Source organism: Cryobacterium sp. W22_MBD10_FK3, from assembly GCF_052113745.1.
GTDB lineage: Bacteria > Actinomycetota > Actinomycetes > Actinomycetales > Microbacteriaceae > Cryobacterium.
In genome coordinates this window covers 17770-34179 of the sequence record NZ_JBGQOH010000026.1, presented here as the reverse complement: position 1 = coordinate 34179, position 16410 = coordinate 17770, and the positions used below count along the sequence as shown (strand labels likewise).

Annotated in this window: 12 protein-coding genes and 1 tRNA gene; 3 read left to right on the top strand and 10 right to left on the bottom strand. The window is 64.8% G+C overall.

The genetic code is table 11. The features are described from left to right. Positions 1–143: 143 nt before the first annotated feature. On the bottom strand, positions 144–1811 hold the full coding sequence (locus ACEN2M_RS17110; protein ID WP_441649342.1) for a hypothetical protein: 1668 nt from the start codon (positions 1809–1811) through the stop codon (positions 144–146). 119 nt (positions 1812–1930) lie between these two features. On the opposite strand from ACEN2M_RS17110, the gene ACEN2M_RS17105 reads away from it, so the two are divergent. Then, a complete protein-coding gene (locus ACEN2M_RS17105) occupies positions 1931–3640 on the top strand; it encodes a hypothetical protein (protein ID WP_441649341.1) in 1710 nt (569 codons plus the stop codon). Between the two features lie 708 nt (positions 3641–4348). On the opposite strand, the gene ACEN2M_RS17100 is transcribed toward ACEN2M_RS17105, so the two are convergent. Further along, positions 4349–5068, bottom strand: coding sequence for a hypothetical protein (locus ACEN2M_RS17100; protein WP_441649340.1), 720 nt, complete (start codon positions 5066–5068; stop codon positions 4349–4351). 28 nt (positions 5069–5096) lie between these two features. Here ACEN2M_RS17100 and ACEN2M_RS17095 point away from each other — a divergent pair, with 28 nt between their 5' ends. Then, positions 5097–5330 (top strand): hypothetical protein, encoded by a 234-nt coding sequence (locus tag ACEN2M_RS17095; protein WP_441649339.1) that lies wholly within the window; start codon positions 5097–5099, stop codon positions 5328–5330. Between the two features lie 416 nt (positions 5331–5746). Here the strand turns inward: ACEN2M_RS17095 and ACEN2M_RS17090 are convergent, their stop codons facing one another. The 3 genes from ACEN2M_RS17090 to ACEN2M_RS17080 all read right to left on the bottom strand — a co-directional run bounded on the left by ACEN2M_RS17090 (position 5747) and on the right by ACEN2M_RS17080 (position 7453). Next, positions 5747–6934 carry a tyrosine-type recombinase/integrase gene (locus tag ACEN2M_RS17090; protein WP_441649338.1) on the bottom strand — a complete coding sequence of 396 codons (1188 nt, stop codon included), beginning with the start codon at positions 6932–6934 and terminating at the stop codon, positions 5747–5749. 6 nt (positions 6935–6940) lie between these two features. After that, positions 6941–7198 (bottom strand): helix-turn-helix transcriptional regulator, encoded by a 258-nt coding sequence (locus ACEN2M_RS17085; protein ID WP_441649337.1) that lies wholly within the window; start codon positions 7196–7198, stop codon positions 6941–6943. Positions 7199–7376: 178 nt separating this feature from the next. Next, a tRNA-Pro gene (locus ACEN2M_RS17080) sits at positions 7377–7453 on the bottom strand. 328 nt (positions 7454–7781) lie between these two features. On the opposite strand from ACEN2M_RS17080, the gene ACEN2M_RS17075 reads away from it, so the two are divergent. After that, on the top strand, positions 7782–8288 hold the full coding sequence (locus ACEN2M_RS17075; protein ID WP_441649336.1) for a hypothetical protein: 507 nt from the start codon (positions 7782–7784) through the stop codon (positions 8286–8288). 96 nt (positions 8289–8384) lie between these two features. Here ACEN2M_RS17075 and ACEN2M_RS17070 read toward each other — a convergent pair whose 3' ends face one another. From ACEN2M_RS17070 to ACEN2M_RS17050, 5 genes are all read right to left on the bottom strand, one after another. Further along, positions 8385–10031, bottom strand: coding sequence for a chitinase (locus tag ACEN2M_RS17070; protein ID WP_441649335.1), 1647 nt, complete (start codon positions 10029–10031; stop codon positions 8385–8387). Continuing rightward, complete coding sequence (locus tag ACEN2M_RS17065) at positions 10028–12352, bottom strand: glycosyltransferase family 2 protein (RefSeq protein WP_441649334.1); 2325 nt, start codon at positions 12350–12352, stop codon at positions 10028–10030. The genes ACEN2M_RS17070 and ACEN2M_RS17065 overlap by 4 nt, the downstream gene beginning before the upstream one ends. Positions 12353–13097: 745 nt before the next feature. Next, a complete protein-coding gene (gene der / locus ACEN2M_RS17060) occupies positions 13098–14618 on the bottom strand; it encodes a ribosome biogenesis GTPase Der (protein ID WP_441649333.1) in 1521 nt (506 codons plus the stop codon). Beyond that, positions 14611–15297, bottom strand: a complete 687-nt coding sequence (gene cmk, locus ACEN2M_RS17055; protein WP_441649332.1) for a (d)CMP kinase — start codon at positions 15295–15297, stop codon at positions 14611–14613. Before cmk ends, der begins: the two co-directional genes overlap by 8 nt. Positions 15298–15301: 4 nt before the next feature. Continuing rightward, positions 15302–16384 (bottom strand): prephenate dehydrogenase, encoded by a 1083-nt coding sequence (locus ACEN2M_RS17050; protein ID WP_441649331.1) that lies wholly within the window; start codon positions 16382–16384, stop codon positions 15302–15304. Between the last annotated feature and the right edge of the window lie 26 nt (positions 16385–16410).

Here is a 16410-nt window from a genome sequence, read left to right as displayed (position 1 = left end):
GACACCGTCACCGCGGCCTCCTCCGCTTTCACGTAGAAGGTGCGCCGCCTCGATCTGCAAGAGGCGTGGTAGCTCGAATACTGGCTGGAGGCGGTAGCGGTTCACCCTTTTCCAGGAAAGCTGGTGCCGGACGATCATCCTGTCTAACTGTGAGATGACTCGGCAGCAATAGCCACGCGGTCCGCGATTGCCGAGAGTGAAACGGACAACCGCGTCGCCAACGTGTTTATCGTCTCAGCTGGGTTTAGGCCCTCGAGCCCAATGGATGCAAGCAATTTGGCTCGGCTTTCATTCGCGAGGTGGGCGACACCTCCCGACGATCGAAGCCTGTTCAGATCGCGGATGGGATCGGTGATTGAAGCGTCACCCCCGAGGTGCGTAACTAGTTCTCCTAAAAGCATCACCGACCGGCTTTCGCTCGTGCCGGCCACTTCCTTGATCAGCTTCACATTGATCGCATCGACCAGGGCCTTCGTAAGTAGGAGAATCGGCTGAACAAGTGTGCGCTTTCCGTCGTGCACCGGTGGGTGGAGGCGTTGGAACTCTTGCGCCTCGTCCGCGCCGAGAGGCCTAAACAGAGGCTGCCCCCAAGCTCGTTCCGCTGCGGCGTTGGCTGATGCAAGGGAATTTCTAAGGACCTCAAGCGGATCCATATCTCCGGCCCACTGGCCGAGAAAGTCTCGCTTGTAACGATCCTGGTTCATGTCGCCGCGCGGCACGATGTTGTGGGCTTTCCAATGGGGGTGCTCCTGCCACGGGAGATCCCTCCCTAAGTCGCCGAGGTAGATCTCGACATCGCCTGTCGACGTCCTGCCGATCGAAACTGACCACATGTCGACGGCCGCGAGCCTTGTCGATGAGACCACGTAGCGATCTGGCTCGTCAAGATAGCGGTCAAGCACCTTCTGATCAAATTGCACATTGGTGAGATAGTGCGGTGCATCAGGGTTCTTGCCAAAGTAGTTGGCGAGCAAGTCCGGATCGCTTGTGTGCGTTATGGAGCTACCTGATTCAGGCTCTACGCCGATAATGAATTCGCCGTAGGTCTCGTTACCGTAGTCCAACCATGCCGGCATGGGTTTCCCCTGAATTCCAGTAACGACACTCTGACCGAGGAGCCTGGAGTGCGAATTTTGGCCCGCTATCACTTGGCCGTGTCGCGCGTTAAAGGCGAAACTGCACCACTCGCTCCTATATGCAAGATCGACGGGCTCAAACTCTTTCACATTCGCCCAGCGCACGTGATCACGCTGTGTGAGCCCGAGCAGTCCGCGTTGCTGCAGGTAGCGCCTGAATTCAAGAGCACGAACCTCTACCGTGTAGTCCGCCTCATCCAGAGTCGTGCGGATCAGGGGCTGCTCGCGCCCCGCGCTGTCGAGGTAGAACCAGTCGTTTCCGTCACGAATCGCATCCCAAAACCACAGAAATGGATACGCGATCTCAACCGTCGGCGGCCTCATTCCATGATTCTTTTGAAGCTGACAGAAAAATTCCGCGTGGCCATCCCCCAAATCTGTAGTGAGCCCAAGCACAACTTCCTCGTTGTTCACCAGCCCGAATTCCCCCAAGTCCGTCCCAGACCACGATGGTTCCTCGAATGCGCCAGCGCGTGCTGACGAAGTGATGAGCACTGTCGACACCCCATCAGAGTCGTGGTTTCGATGCACGTATTGCTCCACGACGAGCCACGACGTGGGGTACTGCTCGATCGAGGCCATCACGGAGGGACGCAATTCTGCATGCTCAAAATCATGTGGTTCTGCCCACTCGTCAAGAACGGACGGGCGGCTCGGGGTTCCAGGGAATGCCATCGGACTTCCTTTCGTCATTAACCAGCCCATTCTCCGGTACAGGAGATGCGCAAATCACGTTGCTCGCGACTTCTATCAAGAAGAGCTCCTGGCGAGTTCCGCCCGTAGGATCGTTGTATATGGCCCAGAACAGCGTGCCCCTGAGTGCGATGCCGCTGTTTTCAGCAGAAATGGATGAACGTATTACTGACGCGCTACCGCCGGCCAGACGATGGGCCGATCGTCGGCTTAAGGCGGCGCTAAGCAGTCACCCGTCCCCCGGAAACGTGTTGGAGGGAATCGCCGCCGTCAGGATGCTCTCGGACATTCGCCTCGCACTAATCGCTGCATGCGAGCCCATCTATGCCCCCTATTCCTCGGTGCGCTGGCTCTGGTACCTGCGCCGAACCAACTTCTCAGTGATCCGCGGTTATCTGCCCAACACCGCGACATCGATCATGCGAATCGCAGAGAACATTTCTGGGATGTCTCGGCGCCCGCCCGCGGATGACACTCCCATTGTTGGGGTGCCTTTGACATTTGCGGTCGATCAGGCCGCCATCTCGCGAATGGCAAGGCTCCTCGCTGCCGCAGAGCTCGTCAACCACGCCGAGGGGTGGCTACGACGTTCAAGTAAAAACGCCAAGTTTGAGATGATCGACGGGTGCTTCCCGGATCTCGTCGAGGACGAACAATTGGAAGCGGCCATTGAAGTCTTCGATGAACGGGTGGTTGAAGCTGCCAACCATCGCTGGCACCCGACTGTCGTCCCGTTTACGGGAGTTGAGACAGTAAATGAGCCGCTACTCATCGAACTTTCGATGTTCATGGACGGTGTCGGACAGACGCCCATGTGGACGGGCCGGATTGCTGACAAGCCCAGGTGGGTTCTTGGCGAGGGCCGTTTCAGCTTTAAATCGGCATCGTTGACGGACCAATCGAACGCCCACCAATTACGTGGGTCGCTGGAAGCCATGGAGCATCCAGAGCTTGTCGCAGGCTTGGTAGTTTTCTCACAAGCGCTTATGTGGCACGCCACTTGGTATACGGAGAATATCGGAGTCAGCTTCCCGCGGGTGGGATACGTGCTGATGCGCCTCGAAGACCTGCATCGCCCCATATCCGATGTTTTGGCACTCGCGAACGAGAAAGTCTGGCCGGCCATGGCGGGCTTCATCCCAAAAGACGCAGCCGCCGTAATCACTGCCCTCGAATCGGTGGAAGAAGGCGGAGTCATTGGAGCTGCGGGTCCCGTTTTGAGATTCTGGCAGAACGGAGTCGTCATGGTTGATGCATTCGCACTGGGGGTCACACTGACGGAGCGTCTACGGATGGCACCCTCAACGGGTGGAAAACGCGTCAACATCATTGCCGCAGACTTCGAATTGGCCGTGCAGGCCGTTGTCGACTCGGCTGGTCTCACACCACGGCCCGAAGTCGCCGCGCTGCGAGGCAAGACGCTCCGCCTGGCAGGAGCAAGTGTCACCGATGTCGACGCTTTCATGGAGGTCGATGGGGCATTGGTATGCATAAGTTGTAAGAAGTTCGAGCTCAACCGTGTCTACGATGCGGGCGATTACGCCAGTGTCCGAAACGCAAAGTCCAAAGTTGAGGCGGCGGTGACCGAGTGGTCCGAACGGCTCGCCACATTTGCTGCCCATCCGGTCGGCGACAACTACGATTTCTCAAAGTATGAGCGAGTAGTTGGCCTCGTTGTGACGCCCGAGTTGGCCTTCGTGACGTCCGCTGAAGCCCTCGCGAAGATCACGTTCAAGAATCTGGATCCGACTTACGCATACATCTCATTCGGAGAACTGACAAAACTGGCCGCGCGTCTGAAGCCGGCCTGAAACAGGCTTCAACTACTGTCGCTTCGAATTAGCTGCTTGATCAGGTCGGTATGCCTGCCTGCGCTGGGCGGTACCGCGGCAGAAGTACCGACCGCTGACGATAAACCGTCCTGATGCGACCATGCACGTAGCCAAACGCCGAAAGTCCGTGGCCAGGATCTGAAGCTCTCAGAGAGGATCACTCTGCCCGGATACTGGTATCGGGCGACAATTCGATCTTTGCATTCCACGACTGCCGGCAAGGTTGCCCGCCGTGCGGCGGACGTTCCGAAAGGCTAGGTCTGGGTGGCCAGCTCATAGAGCACCGTGCCTGAGACGCTGTAGCCCACATTAGTAAGAGCAAGCGCGATAGCGCCCACGACAGATTTCATGAATGCTCCCTTCTGAGCCGTTCCGGTATTTCTCTGCGGAGTCGAGTTCTTGAGTCTCGAAACAATTGGGGCAAGAAATGAGAAGCAGCAAACAAGAAAAGCAACTACAGCGGCCCACGGAAGAGTCGAACTTCCAACCGCAAACCCAGGCCTAGCCCGTCGGACTACGTCTGGTTTTTACCTTACCGCCGTTCTTGGCCACGGAGTCACCTCGGGCGAGGGTGCACCGAGCTCGCCGAAAGATCTCAAGATGATCCGACGTGCCGCGGGACGCAGATTTCGGTTGCTGGCATACAGCCGAGCACTCAGAGACTGGCGGCAAAGCATCCTGACGGAGCTACGCGGCGAACAGTTGATTCCAGTTGACGCGCGCCAAGACAAATCCGCCGCGTTCCAACAGTTTCCCGATTCCCGGAAGGTGCGCGTGGCCCCAGATCATCACTACATCATTGCTAGCGGCGAGCGCGGCGTGCGCGGCTACTGAGTTTCGTTCTCGGAGAATCACGCTTGTCTTCATCACCATCCACATCGGAAAGGTCTTTCCGGCATCTGTGTGTAATTGCCTAATCTGAGACCGGCCGTAAGCCCTGGCAACGTTTTGATTGAGGCTAAGCAGCAAGGAAACAACAGCTGCAATTATCAGCGGTCCTATGTGAATGGCAGAAAGCGTTCTGGCGACGGGGACGTCGTGATTCTCCCAATTGGGGCCAATCGACAGCGCATCGAATTGAAACTCGCAGCCAGCTGCAGTCCAAATTCGGTGCTGAGACCGGTCGAGGCTCCTCCCAATGAGGGACTTGAATCTAAGACGCCGTGGCACTAGATCACGTATTGGCTGTTCGAAATGAATGGCCGTCTTGCCATCAAGCGCAGTGAGCTGAACGGAAACGTTTGTCCAGAACTGACTTGACGCGTAATGCTTCACCCCGAAGATCACGATCTCTCGTCCGAGACTGTTGGTGTAAACGGCAGTTGGGACTTCCAGACGGCCGTCGTTGAGGCGGTCAGTAAGAGCCGACGAGGGAGTGTGCCCAGTGACTGAGTGGTGTTTGCTCATGGAGTCATTTTGTTCGCTAACACTGACATTGAACGAGAAGGTGGACGGCTGCGCAGAACTCAGAACGCGAACGGGAGCGGACGCGGCTCCCGACCTGGCCACCGCCAGCGCGCTGCTCGCCGAGCATCAGCTCGGCCCGGAAGCAGGGCGGGCGCTGACCCTCGCAGTCGAGGCGGAACTCACGACAGAACAACAGAACGAGATGGGCAAGTCGGGCGAAGACGCGAGCGGATCCAACGAGAATGACAGCCCCTCAGGATGACCGCCGAGGAATTCACCGGCGTTCTTCTGCTTTCGCAGGATAGAACGATTGAAAAGGCTCGATCCTCGGCGCAAAATGGAAGGTAGATCTTAGAGAGCCTGCACGTTGCATAGACGACCTGATTCTCGGGCTTCCGGCAAAACTCCAGATGGGACGGTGGGGCCACCGTGGCACAACCGTGAACAGTGGTCGTCTCTCGCCAATCCCGGTCAATGAGCGCGGCGGGTCGAAGCGAGGATTCACTGCCGTGGGGCAAAACCGCAGATGGCACGGTGCCGCCGCCGTGGCGGCACCGTGCCAAGTCCGAGCCCATCGCGAACGGCCAGTCAGGGCAGTAACGGCGCTCGGGCCGCAGATTCGGGTCGAAGAGGCGAAAGCCCAGATGGCAAGGTGCTGCCACCGTGGCAGCACCGTGTTCAGTCTTCGTCCTTGGCGAACGCCCGGTCGAGGAGCGCGGCGGTGGCGGGGTTCACCAGCTCACTGCGTTGGATGTAGTGCATCACGGTGACCCTGGTGTCCGTGTGGCCGAGCAGCTCTGCGGCGAGTTCGATGCTGGCGTTGGTGTTGACCGCGGTGGCGACGGTGCGGCGGAACATGTGCGGGGTCACACCGTTGATGCCCGCGCCCTCGAGTACCTGTCGTAGTTGCCGGCGCACGTTCCCGGTGGTCAGCGGGGTGCCGTCCCGGGATTGGAACAGCAGGTCATCCAGGCCCATGCTGCCGACCTTGGCGAGACGCCGGCGAACTGCGTCGGAGGTGAAGGTGGGGATGGCGACGACCCGGGTGGACTTGGCGGTTTTGGGGTGGTCCTGCCGGAAGGTCTGCTCGCCCTTGCGGCTGACGATGGTGCCGGCCAGGCGGATGGAGGGCACGGGGCTGGTGATGTCGACGTCCCGGCGCCGGATGGCCAGCACCTCACCGATCCGGGCCGAAGTGCCGAGCATCACCTCGATGATCGCGCCGAGCTGGCCGTCGGGTTTGGGGCCGGAGATGTGGTTGACGGCGCTCTCCCACTGGGCGATCGCCGCGCGGATCACGTTGACCTCGGGGGCCATGAGCGCGGCGGGAACGTGTGGCTCGCGGTGGAGACGGGCGACGTGGTCCATGGGGTTGCGTGGCAGGACCTCGTGCCGCACCGCCAGCTCCAGGGCGAGCCGCAGCACTACCCGGGCCTGCTTGGCGCGGTTGTAGGAGATCTTCGCCAGTTGCTTGATGAACTTGTCGCACCGGGCCACCCCGATCTCCCGCAAGGCCAGGTGGTCGAAGGCGGGTGAGACGAGGGTGCGCATGTTGCGCTCGTAGAGGTTGCGGGTGGTCCGGGAGATCCGGTCCTCCAGGTCGATGTCCTCCAGCCAGTAGACCACCAGGTCGCTGAACAGGCTGTCGGGCGTGAGCGACGTGTCGGCGGGTTGGAAGAGGTCCCGGTCGGCGATCTTGGCCTTCAGCGCCCGTTCGGCGGCATTAGCGGTGGCGCCGCTGGCCTGAACCAGCCGTGCGTGGCCGTCCCAGTCTCGGTAGCGGGTTCGTGCCGCGAATCGGCCGGACGGTAGCTTGCGGGTGGTGATGTCGCCGAAGGTGCCGATGGTCAACCGTTGCCGGGGCATCTCAGCTCACCGCCGATCGGGATGCCTCGGCGAGCTGGAGGAGGGTTCGCGCTGTTGGGCGATCCAGGCCCGCACGTCGGAGATGGCGAACTTGAGGTGTTTGCCGAACCGGTAGGCGGTGGGGCCTTTGCCGTGCACCCGCCAGTCGTAAACGGTGGAGATCGGGATGCCCAGGTAGGCGGCCAGCTCGTGGACGTCCATCAGGGGCTCCAGACCCCAGTCGTCGGTGGCAGGAGAGGGTAGGTTCTCGTTGTGAATGCTCATACCCAAGAGGTGTGCACGAGGATCCCGGACGATCGGGAAGGACTGAAACCGACCTCTTCGCCTCGGACGACAGGGCCGGCTCAACGGCGGAAATGGGCTGAAAGTGATGGGGTAGTGATGGGAACATCAAATCTCTTAACCAAAAAAGTCCCGGAAACCCTTGAGTTTCCGGGACATTTGGTCGGGCTGACAGGATTTGAACCTGCGACCCCCTGACCCCCAGTCAGGTGCGCTACCAAGCTGCGCTACAGCCCGCCGTGTTCCGGTGAATTCCCGAGGGCATCTACCGGAGACAACTGGAATAGCTTACCGCGTCGGGAGAGGGGTTGCGTTCACTTTTGGGGTGCATCTCGGCGGAGGGCAGCTGGGAGGGAGGTTGACAACGCCTGCGAGCGTCGTAGGGTCTACCGGAGACGGGTCACCGGATCTCGACAAACTCGATCAACGAAGCGGGCGCGTGCTGCGAAGTCGCCACACACAGGGGGCGCAGCGACGATTCCCTGCTCGCACATAGGTTGTCCATAGAAAGGGTGCGTAGCGTGACGCGAGGTCGTCACCGGCCGCTCATCAATCGAAGGAAGTTATGTCCCAGAACAGCTCACGTCCCCTGTCCAAGTTCAACCTCGTCCTGGCGCTGCTATGGCTGGTCGACGTGGTCGTGACCGCCGCGGGGTACCTGATCCTCACTTCCTCCAACGCCACCCAGGCGGAGTTCTACACGACGCAGTCCGCTGACTATGTGGCGTACTTCTCCGCGCAGTCGGGCAGCGGCCTGGGCGCTACCCTGATCGGCACCGGCATCCTGGGCTTCATCGTGACGCTCGCGGCCATGGTCGTGTCGCGGTCGATCGCCCGCAACGCCGCCCTCGCGGCGCCGGTGGCCGCCGCTCACGACGAGCCGGACTTCGGCTTCGACGACGACACCGACTTCGACGCCGACGAGAAGGCTGCCGTGCAGGCTTCCCGCGCGTCGACCGCAGCATCGACCACCGCGGCACCGGCCGCCGCGCCGGTTGCCCCCACCGAGCCCACGAGCTCGCGCACTGACGGCGACACCGACACCAACGACGAGCCCACGAGCGCTCGCTAGTCTCCTCTGCGCGCAAGCGCACAGGGGAATGCCCGGGGCGGTGCCCTAACCACCGCCCCGGGCATATCTATGTTTGGGCCTCCCCCGCCCAAAAACCTACTCGGGCAGCGCGTCGAGGAGCTTCTGCACCGCGGCGTCGGGCAGCGCGGTCCACGGCGACCCGTCCGGGTCCACGGCCGCGGCATCCGGGCTCTCGCCCTGGTTCCACCACTTGCTCTCGTAGGGCACCCCGTCGAAGAGGATCAGGGCACCCTTCTCGTAAATGGCGGTGCCGGCCCAGTCGGGGTAGGTGCCCGCGGGCAGGGTGGGCTTGGCGATCGGGGTCTCCCCCGGCAGCACCGGGCCGATCAGCACCCACGGCGTCTCCCACTCGTTGAGCACCGGGTTGTCGGGCAGGTCCCCGCGGGTCCACCACTTGGTCTGGTAGACGTTGCGGTGCCATACCACCTTGGTGCCCTCGAGGTAGGCGGCGGTCTCCGACCAGATCGCGTACGGGCTGGTGTCGGGGTCGTCCACGATCGAGTCGATCTGCTCGGCCTCGTCGGTGGTCACCGCGGCGGCCGCGGTCACCGGGCGGCCGGTGAAGCCGTCGCCCAGCAAGGCCACGAAGCTGTCGTCGCCCTGGTCGATGCCGCTGCAGGAGTCGGACACCCGGGTCAGGTCGGCGTAGTTGGAGCCGCAGGTGGTGTCGCGGTTCAGTGACCACAACGACATCCGGCCGATCCGCTGCTCCTGCGCGAACGTGTTCACGGCGCGGGCGTCGTCGAGGTCGAACACCTCGGCGGGCACGTCGTTCTGACCGATCATGGGCGTCATGCCGATCTTCGACCACACCGTGGCATCCGTCAGCTCGGTGCCGGCCCGGCTGTACAGGGTGCCGATCTGCCGGTGCGCGGCCGTAACGGCGCGGATGGCCGCCTCCGCCATGGTCTCGCCTTGGTCTTTGCTGCTGCCGAAGTCCATCGTCATCAGGTTCACCCCGGCCAGGTCCACCTGGGCGTCGAGCATCGCGGCGACAGCGTCGGTGCCGTCATCGGTGAGCCCGCCGGTGGCCACGGGCAGGGTCAGCCACACCGCGAGGTCGTCGCCGCGGGCGCGGCGATCGGCCTGCAGCTCGGCGAGGGCCGCAGCACGGCGCTTGGCCGCGGCGGTGTCGGTGAGGTTGTCGCCCTCGAGGTCGAGGTCGATGGTGGTCACGTCATACCGGTCGAGCACCGCCTCGTAGGCGGCGACGAGCGACTTCTGGTCGGTGCAGCCGGTGCCCAGCTCGGTGTTGAGCAGGCCACCGAACGAGACGATCACCTGGCCACCGAGCTGCGTCACCCGGGCCAGCCGCCGGTCGAGGTCCAACTCGTCCGACGCCTCGTCGAGGGTGTAGTGGGTGCCCCAGCTGGGCGTGCACGGCTCGTCGGCGTCGGCGACGATGAACGAGAGCACCACATCACTGCCGGTGCGGTCGGCGGAGGCCTCGAAGTCGTAGGTGGGGGTGGCGGTCACGTCCACGTAGCCGGCGAACCAGGGGTCGTAGGCCTCGGCGGCCTGCGCCGACCCCCACCACTGCCAGCCCACATAGCCGCCGGTGCTGAGCGCCACGACGAGCACCACCCCGAGGAACACCCGCACCACCGAGAGCCGGCGGCGCGGTTTGTCGACGCGGGCCGGCGCCTCGGCGGCTGCCGGGGCGGCGGGCACGGTCGCGGGCACTGTCGTGGGCGCGGCCTTGTCGGGCTTGCGGGCGCTCACTTGCTCACGCCCTGCTTGGCGCGCTTCGACACGGGCGCGCTCACGAACGGTCCAGTGATCACTTCCACGTCGCTGGGCAGCTCGCCCACCGCGTGGCCGTGATAGATCACGGCCCGCCAGTCCAGCACCGGCTCCACCGGGGCCGGGGCCGCGTCGGCCACCTGGCGGCGGGGGGCGCGTTCGACGAACATCCACTGGGTCAGGCCCAACCAGACGTCCACGACCGAGTTCCAGATGCCGATGTAGGCGAGGATCGCGAAGATGGCCAGCAGCCCGTTGAAGCCGGCGAACGCGGCGTTGCCCCAGTTCTGGTGCGACACATCCCGCCACAGGGTGAGGCCGGAGAACGCCACGATCACGAACGGCACCACCACGAACATCAGCGGGGCGGCGGTGCGGTTGCGCACCTTGGGGGTGCGCGCGAACGGGATCTTCTTGCTGGTCACCGACTGCTGCAGCGACTTGAGCACCCCGGCCAGGTTCACCGGCAGCAGAATCAGGTTGAACCCGTAGATGCGCAGGATGTCACTGAACTTGTAGCCGCAGTAGCGCAGGTCGCTGCCCATGGCGAGGAAGTACGGCAGGGCGGCAAGCACCACCACCGGGCTGAGCAGCCGGCTGTCGTAGGGGTAGGCGAGCAGGAAGATCAGGCCGAAGCTGGCCCAGGCGATGCTGGCCATGTAGTTCACCCGCAGGGCCAGTTCGATCAGGCTGATCGGATGGCCCTGACGGCGGCGCTCGCGCAGCTGACGCCAGAGCTTGGGCAGGATGAGCAGGCCACCGTTGGCCCAGCGCCGGCGTTGCACGATGAGCGACCCGAAGTCGGGCGGGGTGGCGCTGTAGCTGAGCCGTTCGGGGTAGTTCACCAGCGACCAACCGTGGGTGCCCAGGTCGATGCTGGACTCCGTGTCTTCGATCACGGTGCGGTCCTGCACGTAGCGGCGCACCTCGAAGCCGCCCACGGTCTCCACCTCCACGATGTCCTCCAGGGCCACCTTGCGGATCACCGCGTTGGCGCCCACCCAGAACGTGGCGCCGTAGTGCGACAGGCCCTGGTGCAGAATGTGCTGGATGTCGGTGGTGGCGCCGGCCAGCCGCTCGATGCGGGTGGGCGCGCCGCGGAACGACGAGTACGGCGTCTGGGTGACGGCGACCCTGGCGTTGTCGGGCTGCTCGAGAAAGTAGACCAGGCGCAGGCAGTAGTCGCGCAGCAGCAGCGAGTCGGCGTCGAGGGTGAGCAGGTACTCCGAGTCCGGCACCACGTAGTCGGCGGGCGCGTCGTCGGCGGCGGGCCGCAGGATGGTGCCGTCCGGGCCGTCTTCCCGCTGGAACCGGCGGCCCATCAGGCCGATGTAGGCGTTGAGGTTCATCGCCTTGTTGGCCTCGTGCGAGAGCGAGGAGAACAGTTTGCGTTCGAAGGTGTCCAGCTGGGCGGAGAAGGTCCAGAGCAGCCGTCGGTGCAGTTCCAGCATCCGGGCGGCACTGGGCGCGGTGCCCTCCCGGGCGGCGGCCGTCAGGGCCGCGCCGGTGAGGGAGAGTTCCGCGGCCAGGCCGCCGAGCACCTGTTCCACGAAGAAGGTGTCCACGTGGTCGTCGATGGTCTCGGCGGAGGCCATCGCCTGCAACCAGCGGGCGGCCCACTGATAGTTGTCGGCCAGGCGGTGCACGGCGCGTTTGGTGGGCTGCCGGTCATCCGCCAGTTCGAGCTCGCAGATCAGCAGCTCTTCGGTGAACCGGGCGGTCGGTTCGGCCAGGGCGAGCTCGATGTCGCGGGCGATGCTGCGGGAGGCCTGCAGCTGCGCGGCGACCGCGGGGTCGGTGGGGTGGGGCGGGTCGTCGAGCAGCAGCACGATGCGCAGGTCGGGGTACTCCTGCAACGCCGCCGACCACAGGGTGGCGCGCACCACCCCGGGTTCCTCACTGTAGGAGGGCACCAGCACGGTGAGCGAACCCTGGTGGCTGGCGAAGTGGCTGTCGAGTTCGGCCCGGGGCACCCGCACGTGGTCACGGAACCTCTGCAACGCCCCCTGCCGGGCCACCAGGTAGAGCAGCGCGGAGAAGGTGAGGAAGGTCACCACGATCACGTAGGAGACGGCCTCGGTGGTGAACCGGAAGCTCTCGGTGCCGTTGTTGAGGAACTGGCGGAGGATCGTGTAGATCACGTAGGCGAGCCAGGCCAGCACGGTGCTGATGATCGCCAGGCGACCCCAGGTGATCTTGGCGTCGCTGGGAATGTCGTGAACAGTCGGGAGGGGCTGGGTGCTGCGTTCGGCGCCGAGTTGGCGTTTGCGGGCAGGCGAAGCTAGGGACTTCGATGGCACGGTGATTACATCCTTGGATAGGGCCAGGGATCTCGCTGGAACAGCGGTCGAGAGTTTCGGGTTCTCGTGAGGACCAAGATCAACGAAATGCACGGGATGGCGCGGAAATGTTGGAAGGTAACGTGGTGCGGCAGCGTCGAACGGCTGAGTCGAACGGGTTCCGTGACACTGCGGGCTGAACCGAAGTTCAGCGACGGGTAAACGCACCGGTCGGGTGGTGCGGCGGCGATCAGACGGTAGCGCCGGGCTTCGGGGCCCGGGATTCTGGAACAGCTGAGGCGGAACGGTTATGCGGTGGCGGTGCCCGAGGTGAGGGCGGGTCGCAGGTGAAGCACTTCGGTGCGGATCACGAGCCGGGTGGGGCTCGGCACCGGTTGGTTCGGTGGTTCCGCCGGTGGGCGGTTCCAGTACGCAAGAACCTAGAACACTCCAGCAACCGGAAGAACCCCCCGAATGGGGGCACCTTCAACCTCTACTGCGGGGTTGGTTCGCGGGGATCCGCGCCAGGACTGCGATCGGTCTCGCCGGCCGCGGCGAAGTTCGGTGTGTCTTGCGGCTTCCTTGCGCCAACCTTGCGGCAAATGGAGTGATTTCAGCGCCCGGGTGCACGGTGAAAAGGTAGGGTTTTACCCCCGGTTCGGCCGCGAATCGGGCTCTCCGGCAGGCACGAAAAAGCCGCATGCCAGCACCCGTGAGGGGTGCGGCATGCGGCTGAATCGAGCAACCGCCGAGGCGGCGCTGCGGGTTAGCGCTTGCGCTTCTCGCGCACGCGCATGCTGATGTTGATCGGGCTGCCGGCGAAGCCGTAGACCTCGCGCAGACGACGCTGAATGAACCGGCGGTAGCCCGGGTCGAGGAACCCGGTGGTGAAGATCACGAAGGTCGGCGGGCGGCTGGAGGCCTGGGTGCCGAACAGGATGCGCGGCTGCTTGCCACTGCGCACCGGGTGCGGGTGCTCCGCGGCCAGCTCGGCCAGGAACGCGTTGAACTTGCCGGTGGCGACGCGGGTGTCCCACGACTCGAGCGCGAGCTCGAGGGCCGGAACCAGCTTCTCCATGTGGCGGCCGGTCTTGGCCGAGATGTTCACGCGCGGGGCCCAGGCCACATGGGCCAGGTCCTGCTCGATCTCGCGCTCCAGGTAGCGGCGACGGTCGTCGTCGATCTGGTCCCACTTGTTGAACGCGAGCACCAGGGCCCGGCCGGATTCGAGCACCAGGTCGATGACGCGCACGTCCTGCTCGCTGATGACCTCGGTCACGTCGATGAGCACCACGGCCACTTCGGCCTTTTCCAGCGCGGCGCTCGTGCGCAGCGACGCGTAGAAGTCGGCGCCCTGGGACAGGTGCACGCGGCGGCGGATGCCGGCGGTGTCGACGAAGCGCCAGACCTTGCCGCCGAGCTCAACCTGCTCGTCGACCGGGTCACGGGTGGTGCCGGCCAGCGAGTTGACGACAACCCGCTCTTCGCCGACGACCTTGTTGAGCAGGCTGGACTTGCCCACGTTCGGGCGGCCCAGGATCGCGACGCGGCGCGGGCCGCCCACTTCCTGCTTGGCGACGGCGGAGATCTCGGGGAGCTTCTCCAGGATCGCGTCGAGCAGGTCGGCCACACCGCGGCCGTGCAGTGCGGAGACCGGCCAGGGCTGGCCGAGGCCGAGCGCCCACAGGCTGGCCGCTTCGGGCTCCTGGCGGATGTCGTCGACCTTGTTGGCGATGAGAAAGACCGGCTTGCCGCTGCGACGCAGCAGCTTCACGACGGCCTCGTCGGTGGAGGTGGGGCCCACGTTGGCGTCGACGACGAACATGACGACGTCGCAAAGTTCGATGGCCAGTTCGGCCTGCATGGCCACGGACGCGTCGATGCCCTTGGCGTCGGGCTCCCAGCCGCCGGTGTCGACGAGGCTGAAGCGGCGTTCGTGCCATTCACCCTTATAGGTGACCCGGTCACGGGTCACGCCGGGGGTGTCCTCCACGACGGCCTCGCGGCGGCCGAGAATGCGGTTCACGAGCGCGGACTTGCCCACGTTGGGGCGGCCGACGATCGCGATGACCGGCAGTGCCGGCAGGTACTGGATGGCGTCCGGGTCCTCGGAGACGTGGTCGAGAACGTCGAAGTCCTCGTCGTCGAGGTCGTATTCGTTCAGGCCGGTGCGGAGCGCCGCGGCACGCTGGGAGATCAGCGCGTCGTCCTCGTCGAGGTCGGTCAGCCGCGTGGCGATTTCCGGGTCGAGTTCGGGGATCGTCGTGTCGTCGAATTGATTAGTCATGCGAGTTCCTCGCGGTATTGATGACCTCTACAACCGCGTCAATGGTCTGGTCGAAGTCGAGATGGGTGGAGTCGACGGTGGTCACACCGTCTGCGGCGCTCATGAATTCCACTACCTGGGAGTCGGCGCGATCCCTCGATCGCAGCTGTTCCGCCACGGTGTGGGCCGATTGGGTTGATATTTCCGCAGAGCGCCTAGCCATTCTAGCCTCTTCGGTTGCTGTGAGTAGAATGCGCACCTCGGCCTCGGGTGCCACGACGGTGGTGATGTCGCGGCCTTCCACCACCACGCCGGGCTGCGGAACCGCCCTGGCGATGCTGCGGAACAGCTCGGTGAGGTGGGTGCGCACGGCCGGCACCCGGGCGATGGCGCTGACGGCGGCCGAGATCTGCGGCTCCCGGATGGCGTCGGTGACGTCGGTCTCCCCCACCCGCACGAAGTATGCATCCGGTTCGGTGCCGATCGCGTAGTCGAAGCTGGTCAGCAGCGCGGCGACCGCGGCGGAGTTCTGCGGGTCGACCTCCTGGTCGATCACGTGCCAGGCCAGCGCCCGGTAGGCGGCGCCGGTGTCGAGGTAGCCGTAACCGAGCTTGCGGGCCACGGCCCGGCTCACGCTGGACTTGCCGCTGCCGGCCGGCCCGTCGATCGCAACCAATAGGGGGTAGGAGTGCTTACTCAAATCTCTAACCGACAATCCGCCAGCCGCGCGCGGCCAGCTCAGTGGTGAGGCGGCTGACCGCCTCGGGAAGGATGCTGATCTCGGCGAGCCCGATCTGGGCTCCCGGGGAATGTTCGAGGCGCAGATCCTCGAGGTTGACGCCCACTTCGCCGATCTCGGCGAACAGGCGGGCGAGCTGGCCGGGGGTGTCGTCCACCATCACGGTGAGGCTGGCGTAGCGGCGGTCCTGACCGTGCTTGCCGGGCAGCCGGGCCACACCGGTGTTGCCGCCGGCGATCTCCTCGGCCACCTGGCGGCGGGCGCCGGGCGCGGCCGGATCGGCGAGGGCGCCGATGAAGCGGTCCAGATCGTCGCGGAGCGCCACGAGGATCTCCCGCACCGGGGCCGGGTTGGCGCCGAGGATCTGCACCCACAGTTCGGGGTCGCTGGCGGCGACCCTGGTCACGTCGCGGAGGCCCTGGCCGGCGAGGTTGAGCGCGGAGGCGGGCGCGTCGGTGAGGCGGCGGGCCATCAGGGTGCTCACCACCTGGGGCACGTGCGAGACCAGGGCCACTCCGCGGTCGTGCTCCTCCGGGCTCATCTCCACCAGGGTGGCGCCGAGGTCGAGGATCAGGTCGTCGATCGCGGTGGCACGCTGGTAGCTGATCTCGTCGTGCGCGGCGACCACCCAGGGCCGGCCGATGAACAGGTCGGCGCGGCCGGCCAGCGGTCCGCCGCGTTCGCGGCCGGCCAGCGGGTGCGAGCCGATGTACCTGGACACGTCGGCGCCGCGTTCGCGCAGCTCGGTGAGCGGGGCCAGCTTGACGCTGGCCACATCCGTCACGATCGCGTCGGGGAAGGCCGCGAGTTCGCGGGCGACGATGTCGGCGGTCACATCCGGCGGCACGCACACCACGATCAGCTGCGGGGCGTCGGCGGGGGTCGCGGCGCGGCCGGCGCCGTAGTCGATGGCCAGCGACAGGTTGGTGGGCGAGGCGTCGGCGAGGATCACGTCGAGGCCCCGGGCGCTCAGGCCCAGGCCGATGCTGGTTCCCAGCAGACCGGCGCCCACGACGCGCACCGGCCCGATCAGGCGAGACTCGACCACGTTCGGCTCCAAACTTGCGCGGTTAC

Excerpts from the sequence above, each read along its gene's own strand:
- ACEN2M_RS17085 (WP_441649337.1), bottom strand. The coding sequence starts at position 7,198 with ATGAGCATTCACAACGAGAACCTACCCTCTCCTGCCACCGACGACTGG.
- ACEN2M_RS17110 (WP_441649342.1), bottom strand. The coding sequence starts at position 1,811 with ATGGCATTCCCTGGAACCCCGAGCCGCCCGTCCGTTCTTGACGAGTGG.
- der (WP_441649333.1), bottom strand. The coding sequence starts at position 14,618 with ATGACTAATCAATTCGACGACACGACGATCCCCGAACTCGACCCGGAA.
- ACEN2M_RS17100 (WP_441649340.1), bottom strand. The coding sequence starts at position 5,068 with ATGAGCAAACACCACTCAGTCACTGGGCACACTCCCTCGTCGGCTCTT.
- ACEN2M_RS17090 (WP_441649338.1), bottom strand. The coding sequence starts at position 6,934 with ATGCCCCGGCAACGGTTGACCATCGGCACCTTCGGCGACATCACCACC.
- ACEN2M_RS17105 (WP_441649341.1), top strand. The coding sequence starts at position 1,931 with ATGGCCCAGAACAGCGTGCCCCTGAGTGCGATGCCGCTGTTTTCAGCA.
- ACEN2M_RS17075 (WP_441649336.1), top strand. The coding sequence starts at position 7,782 with ATGTCCCAGAACAGCTCACGTCCCCTGTCCAAGTTCAACCTCGTCCTG.